Origin of the sequence: Croceibacterium ferulae, from assembly GCF_003660445.1 — a bacterium.
GTDB lineage: Bacteria > Pseudomonadota > Alphaproteobacteria > Sphingomonadales > Sphingomonadaceae > Croceibacterium > Croceibacterium ferulae.
Window position 1 is genome coordinate 182,316 of record NZ_QZVQ01000004.1, and the last position, 25,570, is coordinate 207,885.

The 25,570-nt window shown below is 66.8% G+C and carries 20 protein-coding genes and 1 other RNA gene; 10 read left to right on the plus strand and 11 right to left on the minus strand.

Annotated features, from left to right (window positions below; all coding sequences use genetic code 11):
- Positions 1-8: 8 nt before the first annotated feature.
- Positions 9-680: a LemA family protein gene (locus tag D5S08_RS06160; RefSeq protein ID WP_121116610.1), complete on the minus strand. Its 672-nt coding sequence runs from the start codon at positions 678-680 to the stop codon at positions 9-11.
- Positions 681-836: 156 nt separating this feature from the next.
- Here D5S08_RS06160 and mscL point away from each other — a divergent pair, with 156 nt between their 5' ends.
- Positions 837-1,331: a large conductance mechanosensitive channel protein MscL gene (gene mscL, locus D5S08_RS06165; RefSeq protein WP_155522963.1), complete on the plus strand. Its 495-nt coding sequence runs from the start codon at positions 837-839 to the stop codon at positions 1,329-1,331.
- Positions 1,312-1,655, plus strand: a transfer-messenger RNA (tmRNA) gene (gene ssrA / locus D5S08_RS06170). Before mscL ends, ssrA begins: the two co-directional genes overlap by 20 nt.
- Positions 1,656-1,705: 50 nt before the next feature.
- On the opposite strand, the gene D5S08_RS06175 is transcribed toward ssrA, so the two are convergent.
- From D5S08_RS06175 to D5S08_RS06205, 7 genes are all read right to left on the minus strand, one after another.
- The gene (locus D5S08_RS06175; RefSeq protein WP_121116612.1) at positions 1,706-2,365 is read right to left on the minus strand and encodes a TadE/TadG family type IV pilus assembly protein; all 660 of its coding nucleotides are present in this window, start codon (positions 2,363-2,365) and stop codon (positions 1,706-1,708) included.
- Complete coding sequence (locus D5S08_RS06180) at positions 2,365-2,934, minus strand: TadE/TadG family type IV pilus assembly protein (protein ID WP_121116614.1); 570 nt, start codon at positions 2,932-2,934, stop codon at positions 2,365-2,367. Before D5S08_RS06180 ends, D5S08_RS06175 begins: the two co-directional genes overlap by 1 nt.
- Positions 2,931-4,751 carry a TadE/TadG family type IV pilus assembly protein gene (locus tag D5S08_RS06185; protein WP_121116616.1) on the minus strand — a complete coding sequence of 607 codons (1,821 nt, stop codon included), beginning with the start codon at positions 4,749-4,751 and terminating at the stop codon, positions 2,931-2,933. The genes D5S08_RS06180 and D5S08_RS06185 overlap by 4 nt, the downstream gene beginning before the upstream one ends.
- Positions 4,752-4,822: 71 nt before the next feature.
- Positions 4,823-5,083, minus strand: coding sequence for a hypothetical protein (locus tag D5S08_RS06190; protein ID WP_421757449.1), 261 nt, complete (start codon positions 5,081-5,083; stop codon positions 4,823-4,825).
- An 18-nt stretch (positions 5,084-5,101) separates the two neighbouring features.
- Complete coding sequence (locus D5S08_RS06195) at positions 5,102-6,355, minus strand: N-succinylarginine dihydrolase (RefSeq protein WP_121116618.1); 1,254 nt, start codon at positions 6,353-6,355, stop codon at positions 5,102-5,104.
- Positions 6,352-7,368 carry an arginine N-succinyltransferase gene (locus D5S08_RS06200; RefSeq protein ID WP_121116620.1) on the minus strand — a complete coding sequence of 339 codons (1,017 nt, stop codon included), beginning with the start codon at positions 7,366-7,368 and terminating at the stop codon, positions 6,352-6,354. Before D5S08_RS06200 ends, D5S08_RS06195 begins: the two co-directional genes overlap by 4 nt.
- Complete coding sequence (locus D5S08_RS06205) at positions 7,365-8,573, minus strand: hydrolase (RefSeq protein ID WP_121116622.1); 1,209 nt, start codon at positions 8,571-8,573, stop codon at positions 7,365-7,367. Before D5S08_RS06205 ends, D5S08_RS06200 begins: the two co-directional genes overlap by 4 nt.
- Positions 8,574-8,661: 88 nt before the next feature.
- Between D5S08_RS06205 and D5S08_RS06210 the strand changes: the two genes are divergently transcribed.
- From D5S08_RS06210 to D5S08_RS06225, 4 genes are all read left to right on the plus strand, one after another.
- Positions 8,662-10,764 (plus strand): malate synthase G, encoded by a 2,103-nt coding sequence (locus D5S08_RS06210; protein WP_121116624.1) that lies wholly within the window; start codon positions 8,662-8,664, stop codon positions 10,762-10,764.
- Between the two features lie 109 nt (positions 10,765-10,873).
- A complete protein-coding gene (locus tag D5S08_RS06215) occupies positions 10,874-13,993 on the plus strand; it encodes a response regulator (RefSeq protein ID WP_175578885.1) in 3,120 nt (1,039 codons plus the stop codon).
- The gene (locus tag D5S08_RS06220; RefSeq protein ID WP_121116626.1) at positions 13,993-14,868 is read left to right on the plus strand and encodes a CheR family methyltransferase; all 876 of its coding nucleotides are present in this window, start codon (positions 13,993-13,995) and stop codon (positions 14,866-14,868) included. The genes D5S08_RS06215 and D5S08_RS06220 overlap by 1 nt, the downstream gene beginning before the upstream one ends.
- Positions 14,858-16,678, plus strand: a complete 1,821-nt coding sequence (locus D5S08_RS06225; protein ID WP_121116628.1) for a response regulator — start codon at positions 14,858-14,860, stop codon at positions 16,676-16,678. Before D5S08_RS06220 ends, D5S08_RS06225 begins: the two co-directional genes overlap by 11 nt.
- Before the next feature lie 44 nt (positions 16,679-16,722).
- Here D5S08_RS06225 and D5S08_RS06230 read toward each other — a convergent pair whose 3' ends face one another.
- Together D5S08_RS06230 and D5S08_RS06235 are read right to left on the minus strand one after the other, a co-directional pair.
- Entirely contained in the window at positions 16,723-18,519 is a 1,797-nt protein-coding gene (locus D5S08_RS06230) for an IlvD/Edd family dehydratase (protein ID WP_121116630.1), read from the minus strand.
- A gap of 13 nt (positions 18,520-18,532) precedes the next feature.
- Positions 18,533-19,630 carry an aldose epimerase family protein gene (locus tag D5S08_RS06235; RefSeq protein WP_241557253.1) on the minus strand — a complete coding sequence of 366 codons (1,098 nt, stop codon included), beginning with the start codon at positions 19,628-19,630 and terminating at the stop codon, positions 18,533-18,535.
- A gap of 178 nt (positions 19,631-19,808) precedes the next feature.
- On the opposite strand from D5S08_RS06235, the gene D5S08_RS06240 reads away from it, so the two are divergent.
- On the plus strand, positions 19,809-21,119 hold the full coding sequence (locus tag D5S08_RS06240) for a sugar MFS transporter (protein ID WP_121116633.1): 1,311 nt from the start codon (positions 19,809-19,811) through the stop codon (positions 21,117-21,119).
- A gap of 40 nt (positions 21,120-21,159) precedes the next feature.
- Here D5S08_RS06240 and D5S08_RS06245 read toward each other — a convergent pair whose 3' ends face one another.
- Positions 21,160-21,936: a FadR/GntR family transcriptional regulator gene (locus D5S08_RS06245; RefSeq protein ID WP_121116635.1), complete on the minus strand. Its 777-nt coding sequence runs from the start codon at positions 21,934-21,936 to the stop codon at positions 21,160-21,162.
- A 91-nt stretch (positions 21,937-22,027) separates the two neighbouring features.
- Here D5S08_RS06245 and D5S08_RS06250 point away from each other — a divergent pair, with 91 nt between their 5' ends.
- From D5S08_RS06250 to D5S08_RS06260, 3 genes are read left to right on the plus strand one after another with little or no spacing between them, the layout of a single operon-like run.
- Positions 22,028-23,581, plus strand: a complete 1,554-nt coding sequence (locus D5S08_RS06250) for an aldehyde dehydrogenase (NADP(+)) (protein WP_121116637.1) — start codon at positions 22,028-22,030, stop codon at positions 23,579-23,581.
- 60 nt (positions 23,582-23,641) lie between these two features.
- The gene (araD1, locus tag D5S08_RS06255; RefSeq protein WP_121116639.1) at positions 23,642-24,634 is read left to right on the plus strand and encodes an AraD1 family protein; all 993 of its coding nucleotides are present in this window, start codon (positions 23,642-23,644) and stop codon (positions 24,632-24,634) included.
- A gap of 3 nt (positions 24,635-24,637) precedes the next feature.
- Positions 24,638-25,564 (plus strand): Gfo/Idh/MocA family protein, encoded by a 927-nt coding sequence (locus tag D5S08_RS06260; protein ID WP_121116641.1) that lies wholly within the window; start codon positions 24,638-24,640, stop codon positions 25,562-25,564.
- Positions 25,565-25,570 lie beyond the last annotated feature (6 nt).

The following is a 25,570-nucleotide window of genomic DNA, read 5'->3' on the forward strand; positions in this document are numbered from 1 at the left end:
GGTCAGGCTCAGTTCGTGGCCGCAGCGGGCGCCTGCTGGCCGGCATTGTCATTGGCGGGCGCGCCGGTCTGGGCACCATTCTCGAACGAGTTGCCGAAATCGACCGTGGGCGCGTTCTGCGCACCGGCGCTCGCCTGGAACGGCACCTTCGCTTCCGCGCCATGAATCAGCTTGGCGCCGATCACGCTGGGGAAGGTGCGGATCTCCGTATTATAGTCCTGCACCGCTTCGTTGTAGCGGATGCGTTCCACGTTGATCTGGTTTTCCGAGCCCTCGACCGCGGTCATCAGGTCGGCGAAGCGGCCCTGGCTCTGCAGCTGGGGATAGGCCTCCACCACCGTCCGCAGCTGGCCCATGGCCTGCGTCAGCTGGTTCTGCGCTTCCTGGAAACGCTGGAACTCGGCCGGGTTGGACAGGTCATCGGTCGTGATGTTGATGCTGGTCGCGCGGGCGCGGGCGGAGGTCACGTTGTTCAGGATCTGGTTCTCGGACCCGGCGGCGGCGCGCACGGTGGACACCAGATTGGGGATCAGGTCCGCACGGCGCTGATATGCGCTCTGCACGTTGGCCCATTGCGCGTTCACGGCCTCTTCCTTGGTGGGCACCGAATTGATGCCGCAGGCGGACAGGCTGAGCGCGGTCAGGGCGACCAGGACGAAGCGGAAGGGGGAGCGGATCATGCGTGGCTCTCTCTCGATAGGTCCGGCCACAGGGCCGGGGCAAACTGTGTTATGCAGATAGCACACGCGCGCCAGCGTTCAAGCGTTGCCTGTTGCCTTGGCGCAGGGGGGCGGGGTAGCGTGGGGCGAGACAGGTGCTCAGCGGGGGGATGGTCGATGTTTGGAGAGTTCAAGAAATTCATCGCGCGGGGCAATGTGCTCGACCTGGCGATCGGCGTGATCATCGGCGCGGCTTTCGGGCGGATCGTCACCTCCCTGACCGAAAGCATCATCATGCCGCTGATCGGATGGGTGTTCGGCGATGTGGACTTCTCCAACTTCTTCATCCTGCTGGGCGAGATTCCGGCCGATTACGTGGGTGATCGCACCTCCTATGCCGGGCTGAAGGCGGCCGGCGTGGCCATGCTGGGCTATGGCGATTTCGTGACGCAGCTGATCAACTTCCTGATCGTCGCCTTTGCGCTGTTCCTGCTGGTCAAGACGGTGAACCGCCTGGTGGACGAGATGCAGGCCAAGCAGAAGGCGACGGAGGATACATCGGCGGTGCCGGCCATCCCGACCGATCCGCAGCTGGACGTGCTGAAGGAGATCCTGGCCCAGCTGAAGGATCGTCCTGCCGGGACTGCATCGACCCCTTCACATCCTGTGTAAGCACGCTATATCGATCGTGCCGGTTTCGACCGGATATGGCGATAAATGATGGTGTGTAATAGACACAGCGGACCCGGGGGCAGTACCCGGCGGCTCCACCACCACCAGCGGGCGACTGCTGTTGATGACGGGGCCGAACCAGGATCGACGTGTGTTCAAAGACATCGTTTTTGCTCGGGCTGAGTAACCCGCATAAGGCTCAAAAACCCACAAGTGCCAACGATAACGAAGCACTCGCAATCGCTGCGTAACCTGACGGCCTAACGGCCTGATCTTACAAAGCTAAAGCGCGGTTGGACCCACCGGGCAACAGAAGGGATTCCGGGGGCACGGGGTGCGCCCAGCAACAGAAGCACCCCACCTTTTCCATCAGGCTACAGCCCGCTGGCGGACAGGCAGTCGTCCTTGGGCGTGTAGCCCTCCACCGCCAGCACCGGGTGATAGATCGCGCCGCGCCCGCGGAAGGTTGCCGTGCGGGTGATGACCTCCGGAACCTGAAGCCATTTGACGAACGCGCGGCTGAACATCGGATCGTAAGCGTAACTGACCTGCGCGTGGAACAGCGGCTCGCCCGCATTCAGCTGCCGCGGGATGCCGGATGTGCGATCCGTGATGCTCCAGCAGCCGATCAGCCGTGGCGCCCGGGTCAGACCGCCGTCGAAACGCTGCCACATGATCCGGTTGGTATCGCCGGTGCCGTTGTCGTCCAGATCCTGTCCCATCACCGCAGAGACGATGACCCGGCCGCGTCCCCGCACGTCGAGCGGCTGCGCGGCCACGTCCATGGCGTACAGGATGTCATAGATCTGCGCTTCGGTCAGGCGATGCTCCGATGCGCCGTCGCGGGCGACCAGATCGGCGGTCATCGTGGCCAGCCGCTGCACCTTCATCGAAGTGATCATGACAAAGGACAGCTCGATCGCGGCGCCCATCAGGCCCAGAAACACCGGCAACGTGAGCGCGAATTCCACGGCCGTGACCCCGCGCCGGCAGCGCCACAGGGTGCGGATTGCCTTGCGGGCACGGGCCGGCATTACAGGATGGACCGTTCCGGCTCGTTGCGGGCAACGGTGCTGCTGGTCAGCCGCAGCGGCCCACCAAAGATCTGCCGCAGGAAGGGGAAGAACGGATCGACCGGGTAGGTCACGCGGTATGAGACGACATCCCCCACATCGCCCAGGCGCCCGCCTTTCGACAGCGCTTTGTCCCACACCTTGTTGCCGTTGCGGTCGATGTACGTCTCGCCCTCGTCATGCCGGCCATTCCCGTTCAGGTCCTCGAACGCTTCGCCGCCGAAGCTGGCATAGACCTGCGTCTCGATCTCCAGCTTCTCCCCGTTCGCCACGGGGTAGTACTGCATGATGCCCTCGACACGACCGCTCATGTTGGCGAAGCGTGTGTCCTCGTCCAGCGTCAGCGAAACCGCGTTCTCGCGCGCGGCGTTGGTGACGGCACCCTCCAGCGTTGTCTGCACCATCAGGAAGTGCGCCGCCTCGATCGTGCCGGACAGCAGCAGGATCATGGCCGGCGCCAGCATGGCGAACTCCACGGCCGCCACGCCGTCCTCCCTCTGGCGCAGGGCTGAAAGTCGGGCGGCGATCATTGCGTGAGGTGCAGGTCGACCAGATCGACCGCGATCTGGCGGAAGGCGTTCTGGATCTGGCTCTGTGTGGTGGTCTCCAAGAAGTTTGTCCCGGCGCAAGCGCTGAACACATTTTCGGCATCATCGGACGTTGTTCCCAAAGACACGATGTAGACGGCAATGCCATCGCGTTTAGCGTTTTCGCAGACCTTGGCGAAGCGATACATGACCTGTTTCTTGAACTTGCCGATATCGCTGTCGCTGCTGCTGATCCTGCGCTCGCGCATGTTGCCATAAGCGCCGTACCACGCGGCATGCCTGTTGGCGTTGCTTTCGCCGTCGGTCATGAAAACCAGTGCGCGCAGCGGCGTCTCGGCCGGCACCGGGTTGTGGCGTATGAACACATCGCTGCGGGTCAGCAGGCGATAGCCCCACAGCATGCCGATGTGGTGCAGCGTACCGTCGGCGGGCATCACCGGGTAGTTGTCGTACTTGATGTAATTGTCATAGACCGATTTGGCCTGCCCATAGGCAAGCTTCAGCGCCGGTTCCGGACACTGCCAGTTCGGCGTGGGCATTTTCAGATTCCGACCGGACCGCGTGGGGTAACCATACGCCTTGTTCGGCTCGCTCCAGTCAGTGGTGGCGCCGATGTAGGGAATGCGAGAATACACCACCTTCCACTCGTCGGTGGAGCCCGGTGTGTAAGGTCCGTTGTCAGATGCGCGCACGATGACATCGTCATCCGGGCTGTTGTTCTTGCCGTGATTCAGGCCGATGTAGAAATCGTAGAAGTACTGGCGATAGGCGTCCGTGTTGGCGAGCGTCTGCGCAATATCGAGCCGCCCGTCGGCACTCAGTCGGTACAGGTTGTTTTTCCGGTCGGTCCAGGTGGCGGTGTTCGGGTGGGCGGCTTCGTAGTTCGCCGGCACGCGGGCGCTGGCCGAGAAGGCGGCATCACTGACCTTCGTCGTCGTCACCGGAGGTACGTGATAGGGCCGTACGCCCGGGCGGCCTTTCTCGCCGGGCAGTATGCTGTCGATGTCCCAGGCTTTTTCCTCCATGACCGTGGCGAATTCGCTCAGGTCGCGCTGGGTCGGATCGTTCTCGACACAGCCGCGCCAGGCGAGCGGATTCGACGGGGCCTCGTTGGAGCCGCCGGTGTACTTGCTGACGTTGGTGAAGCCGTCTCTCGCCATGATGGGGACATTGGCGTCTTTCAGGATCTGCCCCACATTGGTGGTGACGGTATAGGTCACGATGCCCATCGCCAGATCTTCCCGACGGGTCTTGCCCTGGTGCAGGATATTGATGAAATCGTACATGGCGGTCTGCAGCGCGGTCATGCGCGTGCCCTTGTCCAGGCCGCCGCCCATCGATCCGGTGTCGTCCAGCACCACCATCACCTCCAGCGGCTTGGGCTGCATCTCCGCTACGGCGTCGACCGTGATGGTGGAGGTCTCGATGCCGAACAGGCGCATGAACACCATCGGCAGCTCGGTGGTGGCCGCCACCTTGACCCGGTTGACGCCCCTGACCTCCTGGAAGTCCGGAACGGGTTCGATCGGATCGGCACCGACATAGCCATCGGGCATGTTGGCGTGGAAATAGGCGGTGACCTGCTCGGCGCGATCGTCCTTCAGGCCGAACACGCGGGCGCCGGCAAGCGCGCCGGCATCAACGCCCGCCTGCATCTGGCTGCGGACGATGACGATGCGGCCGATATCGATCGCCGCGCCGACCCCGGCCAGCACCGGCAGCAGGCCCGCCGCCATGATCGGCAGCGCGGCGCCGCGCCGGTCCCGGATCAGCCGGCGCACAAAGTCGCGCGTGTTCATCGTCCGCCATCCAATCGCATGGAGGGCAGCAATAGGGGGTGGCGGTTAAGCGGTCGTAAAAGCCGCTGGGATCAGCTGGCTCCCTCAGCGATCTGCCGGGCCCTGGCCGCTTCTTCCAGCCGCAGGCAGTCCAGGATCTTGGCGCCGGCCATCATGACCGCGCAGCAGCAGGCCAGGAACAGCAGCCGCCCGCCCCAGCCGGGATATTCCTGCAGATAGGCGGAGCCGCGCTGGGTAGCGCCCAGCGACAGGGCGTAGATGATGGCAAACGCCTCCAGCCGCGTGCGGATGGTGAACAGCGCGAGCAGCCGCTTGGGTCTGAAGGTCATCATCCGCACAATCACTCCTGATCAGGCAAGTTCCAGCAGGTCCAGCGCGTCCAGCAAGGCGTGCCGTGCTGCGACAATCTGCCGGGCGAGCTCGGGATCGCCCAGCTGCGCCGGTGCGATCTCCTCCGGCCAGTGCGCGGCGATCACCTGCTCCAGCAGCGCGGCCTTTGTTTCGTCCAGCAGGAAGCGCGGATCGACCGCCGCCGGGTCGGCCACGACGCGCAGCCGCAGGCAGGCCGGGCCGCCGCCATTGGCCATGCTCTCGCGCACGTCCACCGGCAGCACCTGCCGGATAGGGCCGTTGCCCGCCAGCATCCGCTCAAGGAACGGCCGCACCCGCAGATGCGTCCAGGCCTCTCCCGGCACGACCAGGGCCATGCCGCCGCCGTCGGGTAGGGTCAGCAGCTGGGCGTTGAACAGGTAGGAGGCGATGGCATCGGCCAGGCTCACCTCCGCCTCCGGCACCACGATGATTTGTGCGCCCGGAAGCAGGCGGCGAATCGCAGCATAGGTACCGTCGGGATCGGCAAAGGCACGTTCATGCGTGAACAGCACTGGGCCGTTCGCCACCGCCACCACATCATTGTGGAAGGCGCCCGCCTCGATCGCCTCCGCTGCCTGTTCGACGAACAGCGTGCGAGCAGGGTCCAGCCCGTGGCGGCGGGCGACCGCGCGGCTGGCCTGTTCGTGCTGACGTGCGGGGAAGCGGCCGCCGGGCCGGCCATAGACGAAGATCTCGATACCGGGAGCGCCATGCTCCACCGCCATGCGCATATGATTGGCGGCTCCCTCGTCACCGAAGCAGGGCGGCACCGCATCGTGGACGGCGAAGTGGTGCCCATCGGCAAACGCCAGGCGCAGTTGGCGAACGGTGTCGGGCCATTCCTGCGCCCGGTGCGGCATGGTGACGAGGTTGGCAGCGGTCAGGTGGCAGCGCCCGTCCGCCGTGTCCGGGGCGGGGCTGACGGTGGCGGCATTGGCGGTCCACATCGCACTGGCGGACCAGGCGCCGGCCAGCAAGGCGCGGTCCGCCTCCGGCGTCCAGGCCAGCCGCTCCAGCCAGCCCGCATTGGGGCGCGGCAGCGGCAGCAGCACGCCCTGCGGCAGGCCCAGCGCCATGTTGCCGCGCATCTTGGCCAAGCCCTGCAAGGCGGCGGCGCGCGGATGGCTGGCCTCGCCGGCATGGGCGGTCGCCGCCAGATTGCCCAGGCTGAGACCGGCGTAATTGTGGCTGGGGCCGACAATGCCGTCGAAATTGATCTCGGTCAGGCTCATCGCGCGATGCTCCACATCGTGTCGCCGGTGCCGACCTGAAGGAGGTCTGCCGTATGCAAGTCGATCGCCACGGTGCCGTCGTCCAGCACCTGCCGCGCGCCGAAGCAGCACCGGAATGCGGCCAGCGTCCCCGCGGCGATCAGCGCCTGTTCGCCCTTGGCCAGCATGGTATCGGACAACGCGCCGCGATGCGCCTGCCGCACGCTGGCGACCTGATCGGTCATCGCCGTCATCGTCGGCCCGCCATCGAAGATGTCGACATAGCCGTGATGGTGGAAGCCCTCATGCTCCAGCATGCGCATGGCCGCACGGCCTGTCGGGTGGGGCAGGCCGATCACCCGGCGGGCTTCTTCCGCCAGCATGGCGGTATAGACCGGGTGCTTGGGCATCAGGTCGGCGATGAACTGGTTGCCGTGCAGGGCGTTGAACTCGTCCGCCTCCTGAAAGGTCATCCCGAAGAAGCGCCCGCCGACCGCGTCCCAGAAGGGCGATCCGCCACGTTCGTCAATGATGCCGCGCAGCTCCGCCAGGATACGCGGAGCGAAGCGGTGGCGGTGCGCGGCGATGAACAGGTACCGGCTGCGCGCAAGCAGCAGGCCCAGACCGCCGGCGCGCTCTCCGGGGTGCAGGAACAGCCCGCCGACCTCGCTCGACCCTTCCAGATCGGTCACCAGGCTCAGCATTTCGGCGCGCATGGTGCGTTCCAGCTCGCGCGAATATTGGGTCATGGTGGTGAGGCGGTAGGAATAGAACGGCCAGCGTTGCCCCACCTGCGTGAACAGCTGCCCGGTCCCGCGCACGGTGCCGGTCTCCACATTCTCCAGCACCAGCACGAACTGCTCGTCCTGCACGGCGGCATCGGTGCGGGCGAGGCCGGCGGCGGATCGCTCCAGCTTGGCCGCCAGTGCGGCGCGTTCCGGCGGCAGGTTGGTGAAGCCGCCCCCTGTCAGCTTGGCCATCTCGTAGAGCGGCTGCAGATCGTCCGGTCCGGCGGTGCGGATCACGAAGCTCATGCCGGTTCTCCCAAAGCGAGACGATGCAGGACCAGCACCGACAATCGTGCCCGTTCGGCCAGGCTGGGCACGATCATGTATTCGTCCGTCGAGTGTATCGCGCCGCCCCGCACGCCCATCGTGTCCACTACCGGCACGCCGGCCGCGGCGATATTGTTGCCGTCGCACACGCCGCCGCTGGGTCGCCAGCCGAAATGCTGGCCCAGATCGGCGCCGGCGCGCTGCACCAGGTCGAACAGCCGCTGCGCCCCTGCGCCCACCGGCTTGGGCGGCCGGGTGATGCCGCCATGCGGGTGGAGCTGCACTTCGTACTGGGCGGTGACTTCGGCCAAGGCCTTGGTAAAGTCGTCGTCGAACCGCTGCGCTGCCGCCACTGTCTGTGGACGGATGTTGAAGCGCAGCACGGCATGTTCGGGCACGACATTGTTGGCGCTGCCCCCGTCGATCCGTGCCGGATTGACCGACAGGTCCGCCCGGGTCAGCGCCTTCAGGCGCAGCGCCAGATCGGCCAGGGCCAGCACGGCGTTGCGCCCGTCCTGCGGGTTGCGGCCGGCATGGGCGGAGCGGCCCGTCGCCACCACGGAGTAATTGCCGCTGCCTCCGCGCGCATGGGCCAGCGTGCCGTCAGGCGCGGTTGCGGGCTCGTAAGTCAGCGCCGCCCCCTTGCCGGCCGCCAGTTTCGCGATCAGCGCGGAGGACGCGAGTGAGCCGGTCTCCTCGTCCGCATTGATGAGCACGTCATAGCCCATACCGCTGGCGACCGGCCCCGTCTCCAGCGCCAGCAGCGCCTCCAGCATCACGGCGAGGCCGCCCTTCATGTCCGCCGCACCCGGCGCATTCAGCGTCTCGGCATCCAGCCAGCGGGCGGTCTGGAACGGGTGATCGGCAGGGTAGACCGTGTCCATGTGGCCGGTTAGCAGGAAGCGGCGACCGGCCCCCGGTCTCACGCGCACCAGCAGGTGCTGCCCATGCGCCTGTTCGATCTGCTGCCCGGCCGGGTCGATCGCGATGACGGGGGCCGGGTCCAGCAGCGACACCTCCCCGGGCAAGGCGGCGAAGGCATCGGCCAGCGCCGCGGCTTGCTGCGCCAGACCCGGGATGTTGGTGGTGCCGCTGTTGATCGCGCACCATTGCTCCACCCGTGACAGCATGGCTGCCGGGTCGACCGGCGCCAGCGCCTGTTGCTCTGCTTTCTCCAATCCCATCGGCAGGCTGTAGCCGCTTGTCGGCCGGGTTTCAAAGCACCGCCGGCGGGCGTAGTAAAACCGGCAGACAACACACGGGAGCGGATGGATGGCGCGGATGCAGATCGCCGGGTTGCAGGTCGACGATGCGCTGGCGCACTTCCTGGAAGCGGAGATACTGGCGCCGCTCGGGCTGGATCCCGCCGCGTTCTGGCACGGCTTCGCCGCACTGATTGCGCGTTTCACGCCGCAGAACCAGTCGCTGTTGGCAACGCGCGACCATCTGCAGCGGCAGATCGACGCATGGCATCGGGATCGGCGCGGACAGGCGCATGACCCTGTGGCCACCCGCGAGTTCCTCCGCGCGAACGGCTATCTGCTGCCCGAACCGGAGCCGTTCACCATCGCGGATCTTCCGGTCGACCCGGAGGTCGCGTCGATCGCCGCGCCGCAGCTGGTCGTGCCGGTGCTGAATGCGCGCTATTTGCTCAATGCCGCCAATGCGCGCTGGGGCAGCCTGTATGATGCCTTGTATGGCACCGACGCTTTGGGCGACCTGCCAGTGGGGAGCGCCTACGACCCTGCGCGCGGTGCCCGGGTGATCGCCGCCGGGCGGGACTTTCTGGATCGCACCTTTCCGTTGAGGCAGGGCAGTTGGGCCGACCTGCCCGATGCCGATGCCATCAGGCTGGCCGATCCGGCGCAGGCCGCGGGCACCACCCAGCAGGGGCTGCTGTTTCGCCATCATGGCCTGCATGTCGAACTGGTGTTCGACCGCGCCCATCCGATCGGCCAAAGCGACGCAGCCGGCATTGCCGATATCCGGCTGGAAGCGGCGGTGACCACAATCGTCGATCTGGAAGACTCAGTGGCGGCGGTGGATGCGGCGGACAAGTTGGCCGCCTATCGCAACTGGCTGGGCGTGATCCGCGGCGATCTGATGGCCCGGTTCGACAAGGGTGGCGACCGGCAGATCCGCCAGCTGGACGGCGATCTTTCCTGTACCGATCCGGATGGTCACCCTGGCGCCCTGCGCGGACGCAGCCTGCTGTTCGTGCGCAATGTCGGTCTGCTGATGACCAGCGATGCCGTGCTGCTGCCGGATGGCAGCGAAGTGTTTGAAGGGCTGCTGGATGCAGTGGTCACCGCCGCGATCGGCGCGTTGGACGTGCGCGGGCACACACGCTGGCGCAACAGCGCTGTGGGGGCGATCTATATCGTCAAGCCGAAGCTGCATGGCCCTGCCGAATGCGCCTTCGTCAATGATGTGATGGACGGTGTCGAGGACCTGCTGCACCTGCCGCGCCACACGATCCGGCTGGGTCTGATGGACGAGGAACGGCGCACCAGCGCAAACCTCGCGGCCTGCATCCATGCGCTGCGGCAGCGGATCGTGTTCATCAACACCGGCTTCCTCGATCGCACGGGTGACGAGATTCATACGGCGATGCAGGCCGGGCCGGTCGTGCGCAAGGGCGAGATGAAGCAGGCGCCCTGGCTGGACGCCTATGAACGGCGCAATGTCGCGGTGGGCCTTGCCTGCGGGCTGGGCGGCCGGGCGCAGATCGGCAAGGGGATGTGGGCCGCGCCGGACCAGATGGCGGCCATGCTGGCGGAAAAGGGCGCGCATCCTGCGGCCGGCGCCAGCACGGCATGGGTGCCGTCCCCCACCACGGCCGTGCTGCACGCACTGCACTACCATGCGACGGACGTGTTCGCGGCGCAGCGCACGCTGGCGGAGGCACCCGGTCTGGACGCGCTGCTCACGCCGCCCCTGGCCGGTGGCACCTGGTCGGAGCGGGAGATCATCGAGGAGCTGGAGAACAATTGCCAGAGCCTGCTCGGCTATGTCGTGCGCTGGATCGATGCGGGGATCGGCTGTTCCAAGGTGCCGGACATCGCCGATATCGGGCTGATGGAGGATCGCGCGACGCTGCGCATTTCCAGTCAGCACATCGTGAACTGGCTGCTGCACGGCGTGGTGACGCGCGAACAGGTGCTGGATGCCTTGCGGCGCATGGCCGCGCGGGTGGATGGGCAGAATGCAGACACGGCCGGCTATCGCCCGATGGCGCCGGAGTGGCAGGCGCATCCTGCCTTTCGTGCCGCCTGTGACCTGGTGTTCGATGGGCTGACGCAGCCGTCCGGTTACACGGAGCCGGTGCTGCATCGCTGGCGCCGCCGGGCGAAAGCGGAGCAGTCGGCAAATTAGCGGGAACCATGCTGCCCACTTGGCGTTTGGGGCCGAATAGTTGCAGGCATGTCGCGAGCAGGACGGGGGCGCGACATGGTGCCGTTCAATCCCGCTTGTTGAGTAGATAATGCCGTCAAGACAAGGGTTTGACGGTCGGCTGCTGCCCTATGCCGGCCTGCTGCTGCTGCTAGGCGGCACGTTCCTGGCCGACCTGAGCTTTCCGCTGGGGACCGCGGTCTGGGTCCTCTACCTCCTGCCAACGGTGCTGGCCTATCTGACGATGCACCGCGCCACGCCGGTCATCGTGGCGGTGATCGCCACGGCGCTGATGGTCGTCGGCTTCGTCTTCGCTCCGGAGGGGATCGATACCGGCGTCGCGCTGACCAACAGGGGGTTGGCGACATTCACCAACCTGCTGCTGGCGATCATCGGCTTCCTGTTCATCGGCTACCGGGCACAGAACCGCCGCCAGCAATGGCTGCGCGATGGGGAGGCCCGGCTGGCGAAGGAACTGGCCGGGGAGATCGGGCCGGTCGAGGCGGCGGAGCGCGCCTTGCGCTTCCTGGTGGAGCGCAAGGGCGCCAGCGTCGGTGCGCTGTATTTGCGCGACGGTGCCGTGTTCCGCCGCATGGCCACCTTCGGCGTGCCTTCTTCTGCCCCCGTGCCGGAACAGTTGAGCGTCGATGACGGATTGCTGGCCGAAGCCGTGCGGGATTGCCGCAGCCATGTGCTGAACCCGGTGCCCGCAGGCTATCTCACCTTCGGCACGGCACTGGGGCAGGCGACGCCCGGCAGCGTGGTCGTGACCGTCAGTGCCGTGGACGGACTGGCAAATGGCGTGGTGGAGCTGGGGTTCTTCGATGCCGGCACAAGGCGTATTGCCGAGGTGACGGAGTTCCTGGACCTGATCTCGGGCCAGATGGCCGTCGCCTTCCGCTCGGCGATCTACCGCGAACGGCTGCAGGATCTGCTTGCGGAAACGCAGGCCCAGGCGACCGAACTGCAGGCGCAAAGCGAGGAACTGCGCGCCAGCAACGAGGAGCTGGACGCGCAAAGCCGCCAGCTGCTGGCATCGCAGGCGCAGCTGGAAGACCAGCAGGCGGAGCTGGAGCGGAGCAACGCCCAGCTGGAAGAGCAGACCAGTTCGCTGGAAGCACAACGTGACGAGCTGACCCGGGCGCAGGCATCGCTGCAGAACCAGGCGGCCGAGCTGGAGCAGGCCAGCCGCTACAAATCCGAGTTCCTGGCCAATATGAGCCATGAGCTGCGCACACCCCTCAACTCGCTGCTGATCATGGCCCGGCTACTGGCCGACAATCGCGGCGGCAACCTGACCGCCGAACAGGTCCGCTTCGCCGAGACGATCGAAGGGTCTGGCAACGACCTGCTGGTGCTGATCAACGACATCCTGGACATTTCCAAGATCGAGGCCGGCAAGGTCGACCTGCAGCTGCGCACCATCGATCTGGCCGACACGCTGGACAAGCTGCGCGGCGTGTTCGGGCTGGCGGCGGCCGACAAGGGGCTGCGGTTCGAGGTTGCGGTCGCGGATGGAGCGCCGCGGCAGCTGGAAAGCGACCCGCAGCGGCTGGAACAGATCCTGCGCAACTTTCTGTCCAACGCCATCAAATTCACCGACACGGGCGCGGTCACCTTGACGGTCACCGGCGGACGTTCCGAAGGCCGGGTGGCGCTGGTGGTGCGGGATAGCGGGCCGGGGATCGACCCGGAGCAGCAAGACGCCATCTTCGAGGCTTTCCGCCAGGCCGATGGCAGCATCAGCCGGCGTTATGGCGGGACCGGACTGGGCCTGTCGATCAGCCGCGAACTGGCCAAGCTGCTGGGTGGCGAGATCCTGCTGGATAGCATCCCGGGGGAGGGCAGCGCCTTTACTCTGGAGCTGCCGCAACGCTTCAGTCCTGCGGCGGCTCGCGATCTTGGGCGATCGCCCACCGGCCGCGCATCGAACCCGCAGCGCAGCCTGCCGCAGCCTGCGATGTCGCCGAACGGCCTGTCTCCCGCGCTGGTCGATGATGATCGCGCCGTGCTGGCGGGCGACAAGCGCCTGATCCTGGTGGTAGAGGACGACCCGGTCTTTGCCCGCATCCTGCGCGACCTGGTGCACGAGCTGGGCTTCCAGTGCCTGATCGCCGGCACGGCGGACGAAGGCACGCTTCTGGCGCGGCAATATGTCCCGCATGCCGTGATCCTGGACATGAACCTGCCCGACCATACCGGCCTATCGGTGCTGGACCGGATCAAGCGCGACGTCCGGACCCGGCACATTCCGGTGCATGTGGTGTCGGTCGACGACGACATGCAGGCCGCGCTCGCCAGCGGGGCGGTGGGCTATCTGTTCAAGCCGGTCAGCCGCGATGCACTGGTGGGCATGCTGGAAGGGCTGGAGGCGCGCATGGAGCAGCGCCTGCGCCGCGTGCTGGTGGTGGAAGATGACGCCAAGCAGGCCGAAAGCATCCGCCACCTGCTGGCATCGCGCGATGTCGAGACGGTTGAGGCGCACAATGCCGCCGAGTGCCTGGAACTCGTCGCCAAGCAGACCTTCGACTGCATGGTGATGGACCTCAACCTGCCCGACATGTCCGGCCTGCAGCTGCTGGAGCGGCTGAGCAATGACGAGGCGTTCAGCTTCCCGCCGGTGATCGTCTATACCGGCCGTGACCTGTCGGCCGAGGAGGAGCTGGCGCTGCGTCGCTACTCCAAGTCGATCATCGTCAAGGGCGCCAAATCGCCGGAGCGGCTGCTGGACGAGGTGACCCTGTTCCTGCACCAGGTCGTGGCCGACCTGCCCAGCGAGCATCAGCATATGCTGGAACGCGCCATGCGCCGCGATGCCATGCTGGAAGGGCGGCAGGTGCTGGTGGTGGAGGACGATGTCCGCAACATCTATGCCCTGACCGGCATCCTGGAACCGCACGGCGTGCGCCTGCGCGTCGCGCGCAACGGGCGCGAGGCGATCGAGCTGCTGGACCGCAGCCGGGCCGATGGGGGCGTGCCGGTGGATCTGGTGCTGATGGACATCATGATGCCGGAAATGGACGGACTGACCGCCATGCGCCACCTGCGGGGCGAGCCGCACTGGCAGAACCTGCCGATCATCGCCCTGACCGCCAAGGCCATGGAGCGCGACCAGCAGGAATGCTTGGAGGCCGGCGCCAACGACTACCTTGCCAAGCCGCTGGACGTGGACAAGCTGCTCAGCCTGGTGCGTGTCTGGATGCCGCGCTGATGGGCACCACCGACCGGGCCGTGCAGGCGATCGAGCTCGACCTGCTGGTGGAGGCGATCTGGCGCCAGTACCAGTACGATTTTCGCTCTTACGCCCGGGCTTCGCTGGAACGGCGGCTGGACCGGGCGCTGGCGCATTTCCAGTTGTCCAGCCTGTCGCAGCTGCAGCATGTCGTGCTGCACGATCCGGCAGCACTGAATTTGCTGCTGTCCTTCCTGACCATCCAGGTCAGCGAGATGTTCCGCGATCCCGCCTATTTCGCGGCGCTGCGGCGCGATGTGGTGCCGCATCTGCGCACCTGGCCGTCGCTGAAGGTGTGGGTCGCCGGGGTCGCCAATGGGGAGGAGTTCTACTCACTCGCCATCCTGTTCCGCGAGGAAGGGCTGGAGGACCGCACGCTGTTCTACTGCACGGACATCAACCGTGCGGCGCTGGTGCGGGCGGAGGCGGGCATCTACCCGACGGACCGCATTGCCGGCTTCACCGCCAATTACCAGGCCGCGGGCGGCAAACGCTCGCTGGCCGACTACTACACGGCCGGGTTCGGGGCTGCCCGGTTCGATCCGACGCTGCGCCGGCGTGCGGTGTTCGCCGATCATAACCTGGCCAGTGACGAGGTCTTTTCGGAGGTGCAGCTGGTGTCGAGCCGCAATGTGCTGATCTATTTCGACCGTCCGCTGCAGGACCGTGCGCTCGGCCTGTTTGCCCGCTCCCTGCCGCATGGCGGCTTCCTGGGCCTCGGCACGAAGGAGACGATCCACCTGTCGGTCAATGCTCCGCTGTTCAGCGACTTTGCCAAGACCGACAAGATCTATCGCCGGAGCGCGCTCAGCCCCGCAAGCCTACCGAACGGGACCAATGCCCATGCCACCTGAAACGATCCGCATCCTGGCGGTGGACGACGTTGCCGCCAACCTCGCCGCGTTGCAGGCAGCGCTGGATCTGCCGGGCGTGGAGATGGTGCAGGCGGGTGGCGCGATCGAGGCGCTGGAACTTCTGCTGCACGGCGATTTTGCATTGGCTCTGCTGGATGTGCAGATGCCGGAAATGGACGGCTTCGAACTGGCCGAGCTGATGCGCAGCACCGAACGCACGCGCGGCATCCCGATCATCTTCCTGACCGCCGTCGCCACGGACGAGCAGCGCCGCTTCCAGGGCTTCGAGGCGGGCGGGGTGGATTACCTGCTGAAGCCGCTGGACATCACGGTCTTGCGCAGCAAGGTTTCGGTGTTCGTGGAACTGGCGCGCCAGCGCCGCGAACTGGCACGCCAACGGGATGAGCTGGGCGCCGCCCTGGGCCGGCTGCGCGCGCATGGCGACAATTCGCCGCTGGCCGTGATCGAACTGGACGCCGATGGCCGCATCATCACCTGGGCAGAAGGGGCGGTGCGCCTGTTCGGCCTTGATGCGGGCGCCATGCTGGGAACGCGCATCGCGGACGCGGCCTTCCTGCCGGCCGACATGCGGACCTCCTTCATGACGGCCATCGCCGATCTGCTGGCCGAGGGCGATTGCCGCGAAATGCAGTGCCATCGCTTCATCCGGGCGGACGGCGCGGTCGGGCATGGCGAGTGGTACTATTCGTCCCTCTCCGGCAAGGCGGGGCCCACGCGGACCCTGATGCTGCAGGTGCAGGATGTGACCGAGCGCCACCTGGCGGAAGAGACGCAGCGCCTGCTGGTGGGCGAGCTGAACCACCGCGTGAAGAACACGCTGGCCACAGTGCAGGCGATGGCCTCGCTCAGCCTGAAGCGCGCCCGTTCGCTCCCCCAGTTCGAGGAGAACTTCACCGGCCGGCTGCAATCCATGTCCCGCGCCCACGCCTTGCTGAGCGCCACCACCTGGAGCAGCGCCAGCCTGCGCCGGCTGATCGCGGACCAGCTGGCCATCGGCACCGTGCCGGAGGAACGCCTGCGGCTGGAGGGGGCGGACGTGCATCTGCCGCCCGAACTGGCGCTGCGCTTCGCGCTGGTGCTGCATGAACTGGCCACCAACGCGCACAAATATGGCGCGCTGTCCGGTGCTGCCGGGCAGGTGGCGGTCAGCTGGCACATTGCGGACGGCACGCTGCATTTCTGCTGGAGCGAGAGCGGCGGACCGCTGATCGAGGCGGTGGATCGGCGGGGCTTCGGGTTCGAGCTGATCACCGGCAGCCTGCGCCCTTCCGGCGGTCGGGCCGATGTCGACGTGCACCGCGAAGGTCTGACCTGGCGCATCGCCATGCCGGTGGAAGAGGCGGATCAACCGGCCCCGGCGGTGGAGCAGCAGACCCAGCCTGTGGCGCCCGCCAGTTCGCTCGCCGGCTCGGCGCGACGTCTCTCGCGCGTGCTGATCGTGGAGGATGAGCCGCTGGTCGCCATGGAATTGGCGCTGGAGCTGGAAGATCTGGGGCTGGTCACGCTTGGCCCCGCGACATCATGCCGGCAGGCGCTGGACCTGCTTGCCGCCGAAGCGCCGGATGCGGTGCTGCTGGACGGCAATCTGAACGGGGAGCCGGTCATCCCTGTCGCGGAGGCGCTGGCGCAAAGCGGCACACCCTTCGCTTTCGTCACCGGCTACAGCATGGAGCAGTTCCCGGCGGAGTTCCGCGACCGCCCGATCCTGTCCAAGCCGTTCACGGGCGCGGACCTGCGGCGTATCCTTGCCCTGCTGGAGGGGGAACCCGTCACGGCCACCGTGGCCTGATGGGACAGGGCAGGGCCGGCATGTCGCCGACCCTGCATCCTGCATCAGTGGTTGTCGCGCGGAACGCCCGATACCTGGGCAACGCGCTGATACTTCTCGGCGCCTTCCAGGATCGCACCGCTATCCATCTGGCCGACCACGGCCCGCTGGATCTCCTGCCAAGGCGTCTGCGATGCCGGGTAGACATAACCACCCGCGGCTTCGAACGCCGCACGCCGATCGGCCAGCTCGCCATCGGGCAGCAACACGTCCACGCGGCCCTGCTTCAGGTCGATCCGGATCCGGTCGCCGGAACGCAGCAGGGCGATGTTGCCGCCGGCCGCAGCTTCCGGACTGGCATTGAGGATGGACGGGCTGCCGCTGGTGCCGGACTGGCGACCGTCACCGATGCAGGGCAGCGCATGGACGCCCTGCTTGATCAGCTCGGCCGGGGGGCGCATGTTCACGACCTCGGCCGCGCCGGGATAGCCGACCGGCCCTGCGCCGCGCATCACCAGGATGGTGCCGGCGTCGATGCCGGTAGCAGGATCGTCGATGCGGTGGTGGTAATCCTCCGGACCGTCGAACACCACGATCGGCCCTTCGAACGCCTCCGGGCTGTCAGGATTGGACAGGAAGCGCTGACGGAACTCGTCGGAGATCACGCTGGTCTTCATCAGCGCGGAATCGAACAAATTGCCGTGCATGACCAGGAAGCCGGCATCGGCTACTAGCGGACGCTCGAACGGGCGGATCACCGCTTCGTCCTCGATCACCGCATCGCGGCAATTCTCGCCCATGGTACGGCCATTCACCGTCATCGCCTCTTCCGCGATCAGGCCCTGCTTCATCAACTCGGAAACCACCGCCGGCACGCCGCCCGCGCGATAGTAATCCTCGCCGAGATATTCGCCGGCCGGCTGCAGGTTCACCAGCAGCGGGATCTTGTGGCCATGGCTCTGCCATTCGTCGATCGGCAGTTCCACGCCCACATGACGGGCAATCGCCGCCAGGTGGATCGGCGCATTGGTCGACCCGCCGATCGCGGAATTGACCGCGATCGCGTTCAGGAACGCATCCTTGGTCATGATGTCGGACGGCTTCAGGTCCTCCGCCACCATTTCCACGATCCGCTTGCCGGTCAGGTAAGCGGATTCCTGCCGGTCGCGGTAGGGCGCCGGGATCGCGGCGGAGCCGGGCAGGGACATGCCCAACGCTTCCGCCAGCGAATTCATCGTGCTGGCTGTGCCCATCGTGTTGCAATAGCCGGTGGACGGCGCGGAGGACGCGACCAGCTTGATGAAACCGACCTCGTCGATCTCGCCCGTCGCCAGCAGCTCGCGTGCCTTCCACACGATGGTGCCGGAACCGGTCCGCTGGCCCTTGTAATTGCCGTTCAGCATGGGGCCGACCGACAAGGAGATCGCGGGCATGTTCACCGTGGCCGCAGCCATCAGCAGCGCCGGTGTGGTCTTGTCACAACCGGTCGTCAGCACCACGCCATCCAGCGGATAGCCGAACAGCAGTTCCACCAGGCCCAGATAGGCCAGGTTGCGATCAAGGCCCGCGGTCGGGCGCTTGCCGGTTTCCTGGATCGGATGGACCGGGAACTCCATCGCGATGCCGCCCGCTTCGCGAATGCCTTCGCGGATGCGCTCGGCCAGCACCAGATGGTGGCGGTTGCAAGGGGACAGATCGCTGCCGGTCTGTGCGATGCCGATGATCGGCTTGCCGCCACGCAATTCGTCCAGCGACAGGCCGTAATTCAGGTATCGCTCCAGATAGAGCGCCGTCATGTCGATATTGTCGGAATTGTGGAACCAGGCGCGCGAGCGGAGCTGGCGCGTTGTGTTTTCAACCATGTAGCGAGCGTCCTTAGCGCGCAGTGGAAATGCGGTAGATCATGGCATGGCGGTATGGCTTGCCGGGATCGACACGGGGTGAAACGAAATCGGATTGGTTGGGGGCGTCGGGAAACTTCTGCGGCTCCATCGCGATGCCGTCGCCCATGCGGTACAGGTGGCCTTGCTTGCCGACCAGCGTGCCGTCCAGGAAGTTGCCGGTATAGACCTGTATGCCGGGTTCCGTGGTCAGCACCTCCAGCACGCGGCCGGAGACCGGGTCTTCCAGCCGGGTCGCCAACTGCGGCTGTGCGGTGAGGCCCTTGTCCAGCGCCCAGTTGTGATCATAGCCGTGACCGTAGCGGATCTGCTCGTCCGTGCCGTCCCGCAGACCATGCGCGATGTACCGCGCCTGGCGGAAGTCGAACACGGTGCTGGCCACCGGCGCCAGTTCCCCGGTGGGAATCAGGATCTCGGACACGGGGGTGAAGCGCGCAGCCGGGATGGTCAGCTGGTGCCCTTCGATGCCGCCTGGCGCGCCTTCGCCCGCCAGATTGAAGATGGCATGATTTGTCATATTTATCACGGTCGGCTTGGTCGTATCCGCCTCGAAGGTGATCGCCAGATTGCCGGCATTGTCCAGCGTGTAGGTGACGGTGGCGGTCACCTCCCCGGGATAGCCGCTGTCACCGTCGGGGCTGGTCAGCGTCATGACCACGCCGGGCGTGGCACCGGAGGTCGCGCTGGTGATCTGCCAGTTCTGCTTGTCAAAGCCATTGCCGCCGCCATGCAGCGAATTCTCACCGTCATTCTGCGGCAGCTGGAAGCTCTGTCCGTCGATCGAGAACCGCCCGCCGGCGATGCGGTTGGCATATCGGCCCACGGTAACGCCGAAATAATTGGGCGTGTCGACATACGCAGCCAGATCGTCGTAGCCCAGCACGACATCGGCCAGCTTGCCGTCGCGATCGGGGGCGATCAGGGACTGAAGTGTGGCACCATAGGTGAGGATGCGGGCAGAGACGCCATTGTCATTGGTCAGCGTCACCGCCTCCACCGCAGTGCCATCCGCCAGCTGGCCGGCGCGCTCACGCGTCATCTCGCCGGCAACGGCATGGCTTGTGCCCGCCATGAATAGCGCTATCACCGCCGCACTGCGCGCTGGCGTGCCGAGCTTCCGCATGTTCTCTCCCATCATCGTTGACTAGCTTCTCCGCGCTATATAGTCGGACATAAAAAGCTAGGGCAAGGATTTGATCACACCGGCCGCGAGATTCGTAGCCGGGTGAATGTCAGGGAGAGTATACGCGATGGCATTGCCGATTGCAGGTGCGCCTGCGCAGGGGAGTGGAGGACAGCCGGGGATGAACTACCGCCCGGCACTGACGCTGCTCGCCAGCCTGTTCTTCATGTGGGGCTTCATCACCGTCATCAACGGGACGCTGCTGCCGCATCTGCGTTCCGTGTTCGAGTTGTCGTATTTCCAGACCACGCTCATCGAAAGCGTCTGGTTCATTGCCTATTTCTTCGCCTCGATCCCGTCGGCCAAGCTGATCGAACGGATCGGCTACCAGCGCTCGATGGTGGCGGGGCTGGGCCTGATGGCGGCCGGCGCGCTGCTGATGGTGCCTGCGGCGATGATCCCGTCCTATGGCGTGACGCTGTTCGCGCTGTTCGTGATCGCCAGCGGCATCACCCTGCTGCAGGTGGCGGCGAACCCGTATGTCGCGGTGGTCGGCGCGCCCGAGACCGCGTCCTCCCGGCTGAACCTTGTCCAAGCGTTCAACTCTGCCGGCGCGACGCTCGCTCCGCTGTTCGGTGGCTATCTGATCCTGGGACGCACCGCCGGCGGTACGGCTGCCGCAGGTGATGCTGTGCTCACAGAAGCGGAGCGGCTCGCCGACGCACAGTCGGTGATCCTGCCCTACCTGCTCGTTGCTGCAGTGCTGGCAGTGCTGGCGATCGTGATCGCGCGCTTCCCGTTTCCTGCACTCGGGGCATCCACCCAGCGCTACGCCAAGGAAGAGCGGCGCGGAAAATCCCTGTTCCAGCACCGCAACCTGGTGCTCGCGATCCCGGCGATGATCGCGTACCTGCTGGCCGAGATCGGGGTGGGCAACCTGTTCATCAACTTCGTCTCGCAGCCGGACATCGGCAACCTCACTCAACAGCAAGCATCCAACTACCTGTTCCTGCTGTGGGGCGGGATGATGGTCGGCCGGCTGATCGGCGCATTCGCGATGCAGCGGATGGAACCTGGCTTGGCATTGGCGATCGCCGGCATCGGCGCCACGATCGTCATGCTGATTGCCACCTTCGCATCGGGTCACACCGCGATGTGGGCGCTGATCTCCGTCGGCCTGTTCCACTCCATCATGTTCCCCACGATCTTCACGCTGGGCATCCGCGGCCTCGGGCCGCTGACGGAAGAGGGATCGGGTCTGCTGATCATGGCTATCGCCGGCGGTGCGCTGGTGGCGGTGCAGGGCGTTCTGGCCGATGCCTATGGCCTGCAATGGTCATTCCTGCTGACCGTCGTGTGCGAACTGTTCGTGGTGTACTACGCCCTGTGGGGCTCCCGTCCCACGAATGCCTTGCCGGCGCCGCGCCCCGCGGAATAAGGCAAGGTTGAACGCCTCCGGGAAGGCTGAGGCGGGTGCCTCAGTCTTCCATGGAGCTTCTGGTATCCTCCAGCGCCAGCTCCACCAGCTGGCGCATGGCGTCTTCCGCCGCCTGCGGATCGCTGGCGGCGATCGCATCCGCCACGCGGGCGTGATCAGGCACCGGATTGCGCGGCAGGTCCCGCGCACGCATCTTGAACCGGGTGGTCCAGCTCACCGCCGCGCCGATGCTGGCGCTCAGCGTCACCAGAGCATCGTTCTGCGTCGCCCGCAGGATGGCGGTGTGGAAGTCGCGATCGGCAGCGCGGCCTTCGTCATTGGACAGCGTGAGCCGCCGCATGCGACCCAGCGCGTCCTTGATCAGCCGCACATCCTCGCGCGTGCGCCGTTCCGCCGCCAGCCGCGCCGCGGCAGGCTCCACGATGGCGCGCAGCTCGAACAGGTTACGAATGAAGTTCAGGTCGGGCGATCCGCCGAACGCCCAGGCCAGCACGTCCGGGTCCAGCAGGTTCCAGCGGGTCCGCGGCAGCACGCGGGTGCCCGCCTTGGGCCGGCTTTCTACCAGCCCCTTGGCCGACAGCACCTGGATCGCTTCGCGATAGGCACTGCGCGACACGTCGAGCGCCTCCGAGAAAGCGACCTCGCCCGTCAGCACGTCGCCTGGCTGGTACTGGCCGGACAGGATCGCCGTCCCCAGCTTGTGCGCAATCGCGCCATGCAGCCGCCGCCCAGTGCCGCGAGCCGCACGCGGCGCGGCCTCCGCCGGCTCGACGCTCGTCGGCTGCGCGGCAGCCCCGTCACCCCCATGATCTGTCATGCTGCTTGCCTATCAAAGCGGTGCCCGCTTGCAACGGCAAACATTGCCAAGCCGCAAGCTGGCCGATATGTCCGAGTAAAGGGAGACCATCATGACCGATCAGGCGCAGCTTGCCGAACGCCCCGATACTTTCCGTTCCATCAGCGCCGCCACCGGCGAGGCGGAAGGCCTTGAGTTTGCCGTGCATGGCCCGGCCGACGTGGACGCCGCCTGCGCGGCGGCCGCGGAGGCGTTCGACGCCTATCGCGCGACCGATGCGGAAACCCGCGCGCGCTTTCTGGAGCGGATCGGCGAGGAGATCGCCGCGATTGGCGACCCGCTGATCGAAGCCGCGATGCGCGAATCCGGTCTGCCGCGCGCCCGACTGGAAGGCGAGCGTGGTCGGACTATTGGCCAGCTGAAGCTGTTTGCCGATGTGGTGCGCGCCGGCGCCTGGCGCGGCCTGCGGATCGACACGGCCATGCCCGATCGCCAGCCGCTGCCCCGGCCCGACCTGCGCCTGCGGATGGTGCCGCTGGGCCCGGTGGCCGTGTTCGGCGCCTCCAACTTCCCGCTCGCCTTCTCCACCGCGGGCGGTGACACGGCATCGGCGCTTGCCGCCGGTTGCCCGGTGGTGGTGAAGGGCCATCCGGCACATCCGGCCACGGGCGAACTGGTGGCCGGCGCCATCCGGGCAGCGGTCGCCGCGTCCGGCCTGCCGGAAGGGGTGTTCGGGCATCTGACCGGTCCCGGCAACGATCTGGGCACCGCGCTGGTACAGGATCCGCGCATCGCGGCGGTGGGCTTCACCGGATCGCGTGGCGGCGGCTTGGCCCTGCTGAAGCTGGCGCAGGCGCGGCCGGTGCCGATCCCGGTCTATGCCGAGATGTCGAGCATCAACCCGGTGGTGCTGATGCCGGAGGCGCTGAAGGCCCGCGGTTCCGCGCTGGGCACCGCCTTTGTCGGATCGCTGACGATGGGTGCGGGCCAGTTCTGCACCAATCCGGGCCTGGTGCTGGCGATCGAGGGCGAAGGCCTCGACAGCTTCATCGCCGCGGCGCGCGAGGCGCTGGTCAAGGCGCCCGCCGCGACCATGCTGACCGGCGGAATTCACGCGGCCTACAGCCAGGGCGTGGAATCGCTCGCCAGCCATGACCGCGTGGAAACGATCGCCCGCGGGGAAGTGGGGCAGGGCGTGGCGCAGTGTCAGGCCGGCCTGTTCGCGGTGGATGCCGCGACCTTCCTGGCCGACCACGCGCTGGGCCATGAGGTGTTCGGTGCCTCCAGCCTGCTGGTCCGCTGTCGTGACGAGGCGGAACTGATCCGCGTGTTGCGCGCCGCCGAAGGTCAGCTGACCGCCACGATCCAGATGGATGCAGCCGATACGGACGCTGCCACCCGCCTGGTGCCGGTGCTGGAGCTGAAGGCCGGCCGCGTGCTGGTGAATGGCTGGCCGACCGGTGTCGAGGTGGCGCATGCCATGGTTCATGGCGGCCCGTTCCCGTCCACGTCGGACGGCCGCACCACCAGTGTGGGCAGCCTGGCGATCGACCGCTTCCTGCGGCCCGTCTCCTATCAGAACCTGCCGGCCGAGCTGCTGCCGCCCGAATTGCACGATGGTGGCCAGGGCGGGGCACCGCTGCTGCTGGACGGCAAGCCCGTCTGAGGATTATCGAACAACCGGGCAGCGCCGCACGGGCGGCGCGCCCGACAAGGGGATGAACTGATGTATCTGCGCCTTCTGCAACATAGCGCCGCCGACGGTGCCCGGTCCGTGATCGCCGCGCGTGGGGACGATGCCTGGCTGGTGCCTGGCGCCACCACCATTCGCGCCCTGGCGGAACAGGCGATCGCCGCCGGCAGCACGCTGGCCGACGTGGTCGATGGCAGCGGCCGGGGTGACGTGGTCGATATCGCCGCCGAGCTCGAAGCCGGGCGCATCATCGCGCCGATTGACCATGCCGATCCCGCGCATCTGCAGATGACCGGCACCGGCCTGACGCATCTCGGTTCCGCCGAAGGGCGCGACAAGATGCACCGTGAAGCGGCCGCTGCCGAGAAGCAGACCGATTCCATGCGCATGTTCCTGGAAGGGCTGGAGGGCGGCAAGCCCGCTGCCGGCCAGACCGGGCAGCAGCCCGAATGGTTCTACAAGGGTGACGGTTCGCAGCTGGTCGGCCCTGGTGCCCCCTTGTCCATGCCGGCCTTCGCGCAGGATGGCGGGGAGGAGCCGGAGCTTGCCGGCATCTACCTGATCGGCCCTGACGGCACCCCTTTCCGCCTGGGCCTGTGCCTGGGCAACGAATTCAGCGACCATGTGACGGAACGCCACAACTATTTGTGGCTGGCCCATTCCAAGCTGCGCCAGGCGTCCTTGGGGCCGGAGCTGCTGGTCGGTCCGCCACCCGCCCATGTGGAGGGCATGAGCCGCATTCACCGCAATGGCGAAGTGCTGTGGGAGAAGCCGTTCCTGTCGGGCGAGGCGAACATGTCGCACAGCCTGGCCAATCTGGAAGGCCACCACTTCAAGTACGACCTGTTCCGCCGTCCCGGCGACGTGCATGTCCACTTCTTCGGCACGGCGACCCTGTCCTTCAGCGAAGGTGTGAAGACGGAGGAAGGCGACGTGTTCGAGATCGAGGCCGCGCCGTTCACCCTGCCGCTGCGCAATCCGCTGCAGCGTGCGGTGGCGGTGTCCGCCACCGTGAAGGAGCTCTGAGCAATGGCACCGATCCGGCTTGCTATCGTCGGCGTCGGCAAGATCGCGCGCGACCAGCATCTGCCCGCCATTGCCGCCGATCCCCACTTCGAACTGGCTGCGCTGGTCAGCCGGTCCGACGCGCATGCGGACGGCGTGCCCACCTTCCCCACGCTGGAGGCGCTGCTGGCTGACGGCCCGCCGGTCGACGCGGTGGCGCTGTGCACCCCGCCACAGGTGCGTTACGACCTGGCACATCAGGCGCTGCGGGCCGGGCTGCACGTGTTCCTGGAAAAGCCCCCCGGCGCCACCGTGGCGGAGGTCGCGGCCCTTCAGGCGGAGGCGGATGCCGCCGGCCGCACGCTCTTCGCCAGCTGGCATTCCCGCTTTGCCGCGGGTGTCGATCGGGCCGAGGCGTGGCTGGCCGACAAGGCGATCACCGGCGTGAAGATCACCTGGCGCGAGGATGTGCGCGTCTGGCATCCGGGCCAGCACTGGATCTGGCAGGCTGGCGGGCTGGGCGTGTTCGATCCGGGCATCAATGCCCTGTCGATCGCCACGCAGATCCTGCCCTGGCAGTTCTTCCTGACGGAGGCGGTGCTGGAACGACCGGCCAATTGCGCCAGCCCCATCGCCGCGCAGATCACTTTCCGGTCGGGCGACGGCGTGCTGGTCGAGGCCGATTTCGACTTCCGCCAGACCGGGCCGCAGAGCTGGGATATCGAGGTGCAGACCGAAGCCGGTCCGCTGCTGCTGCGTGAAGGCGGTGCGGTGCTGGTGCTGGACGGGCAGGAGAGCCGCGCCGCGGACCGGGAATATCCCGGCCTCTACGCCCGCTTCGCAGAGCTGGTGCAGGCCGGGCGCAGCGAGGCCGATGTGCGTCCGCTGCAGCTGGTGGCCGACGCCTTCCTGCGCGGCGAGATCCGCACGGTGGAAGAGTTTCACGACTGACAATTC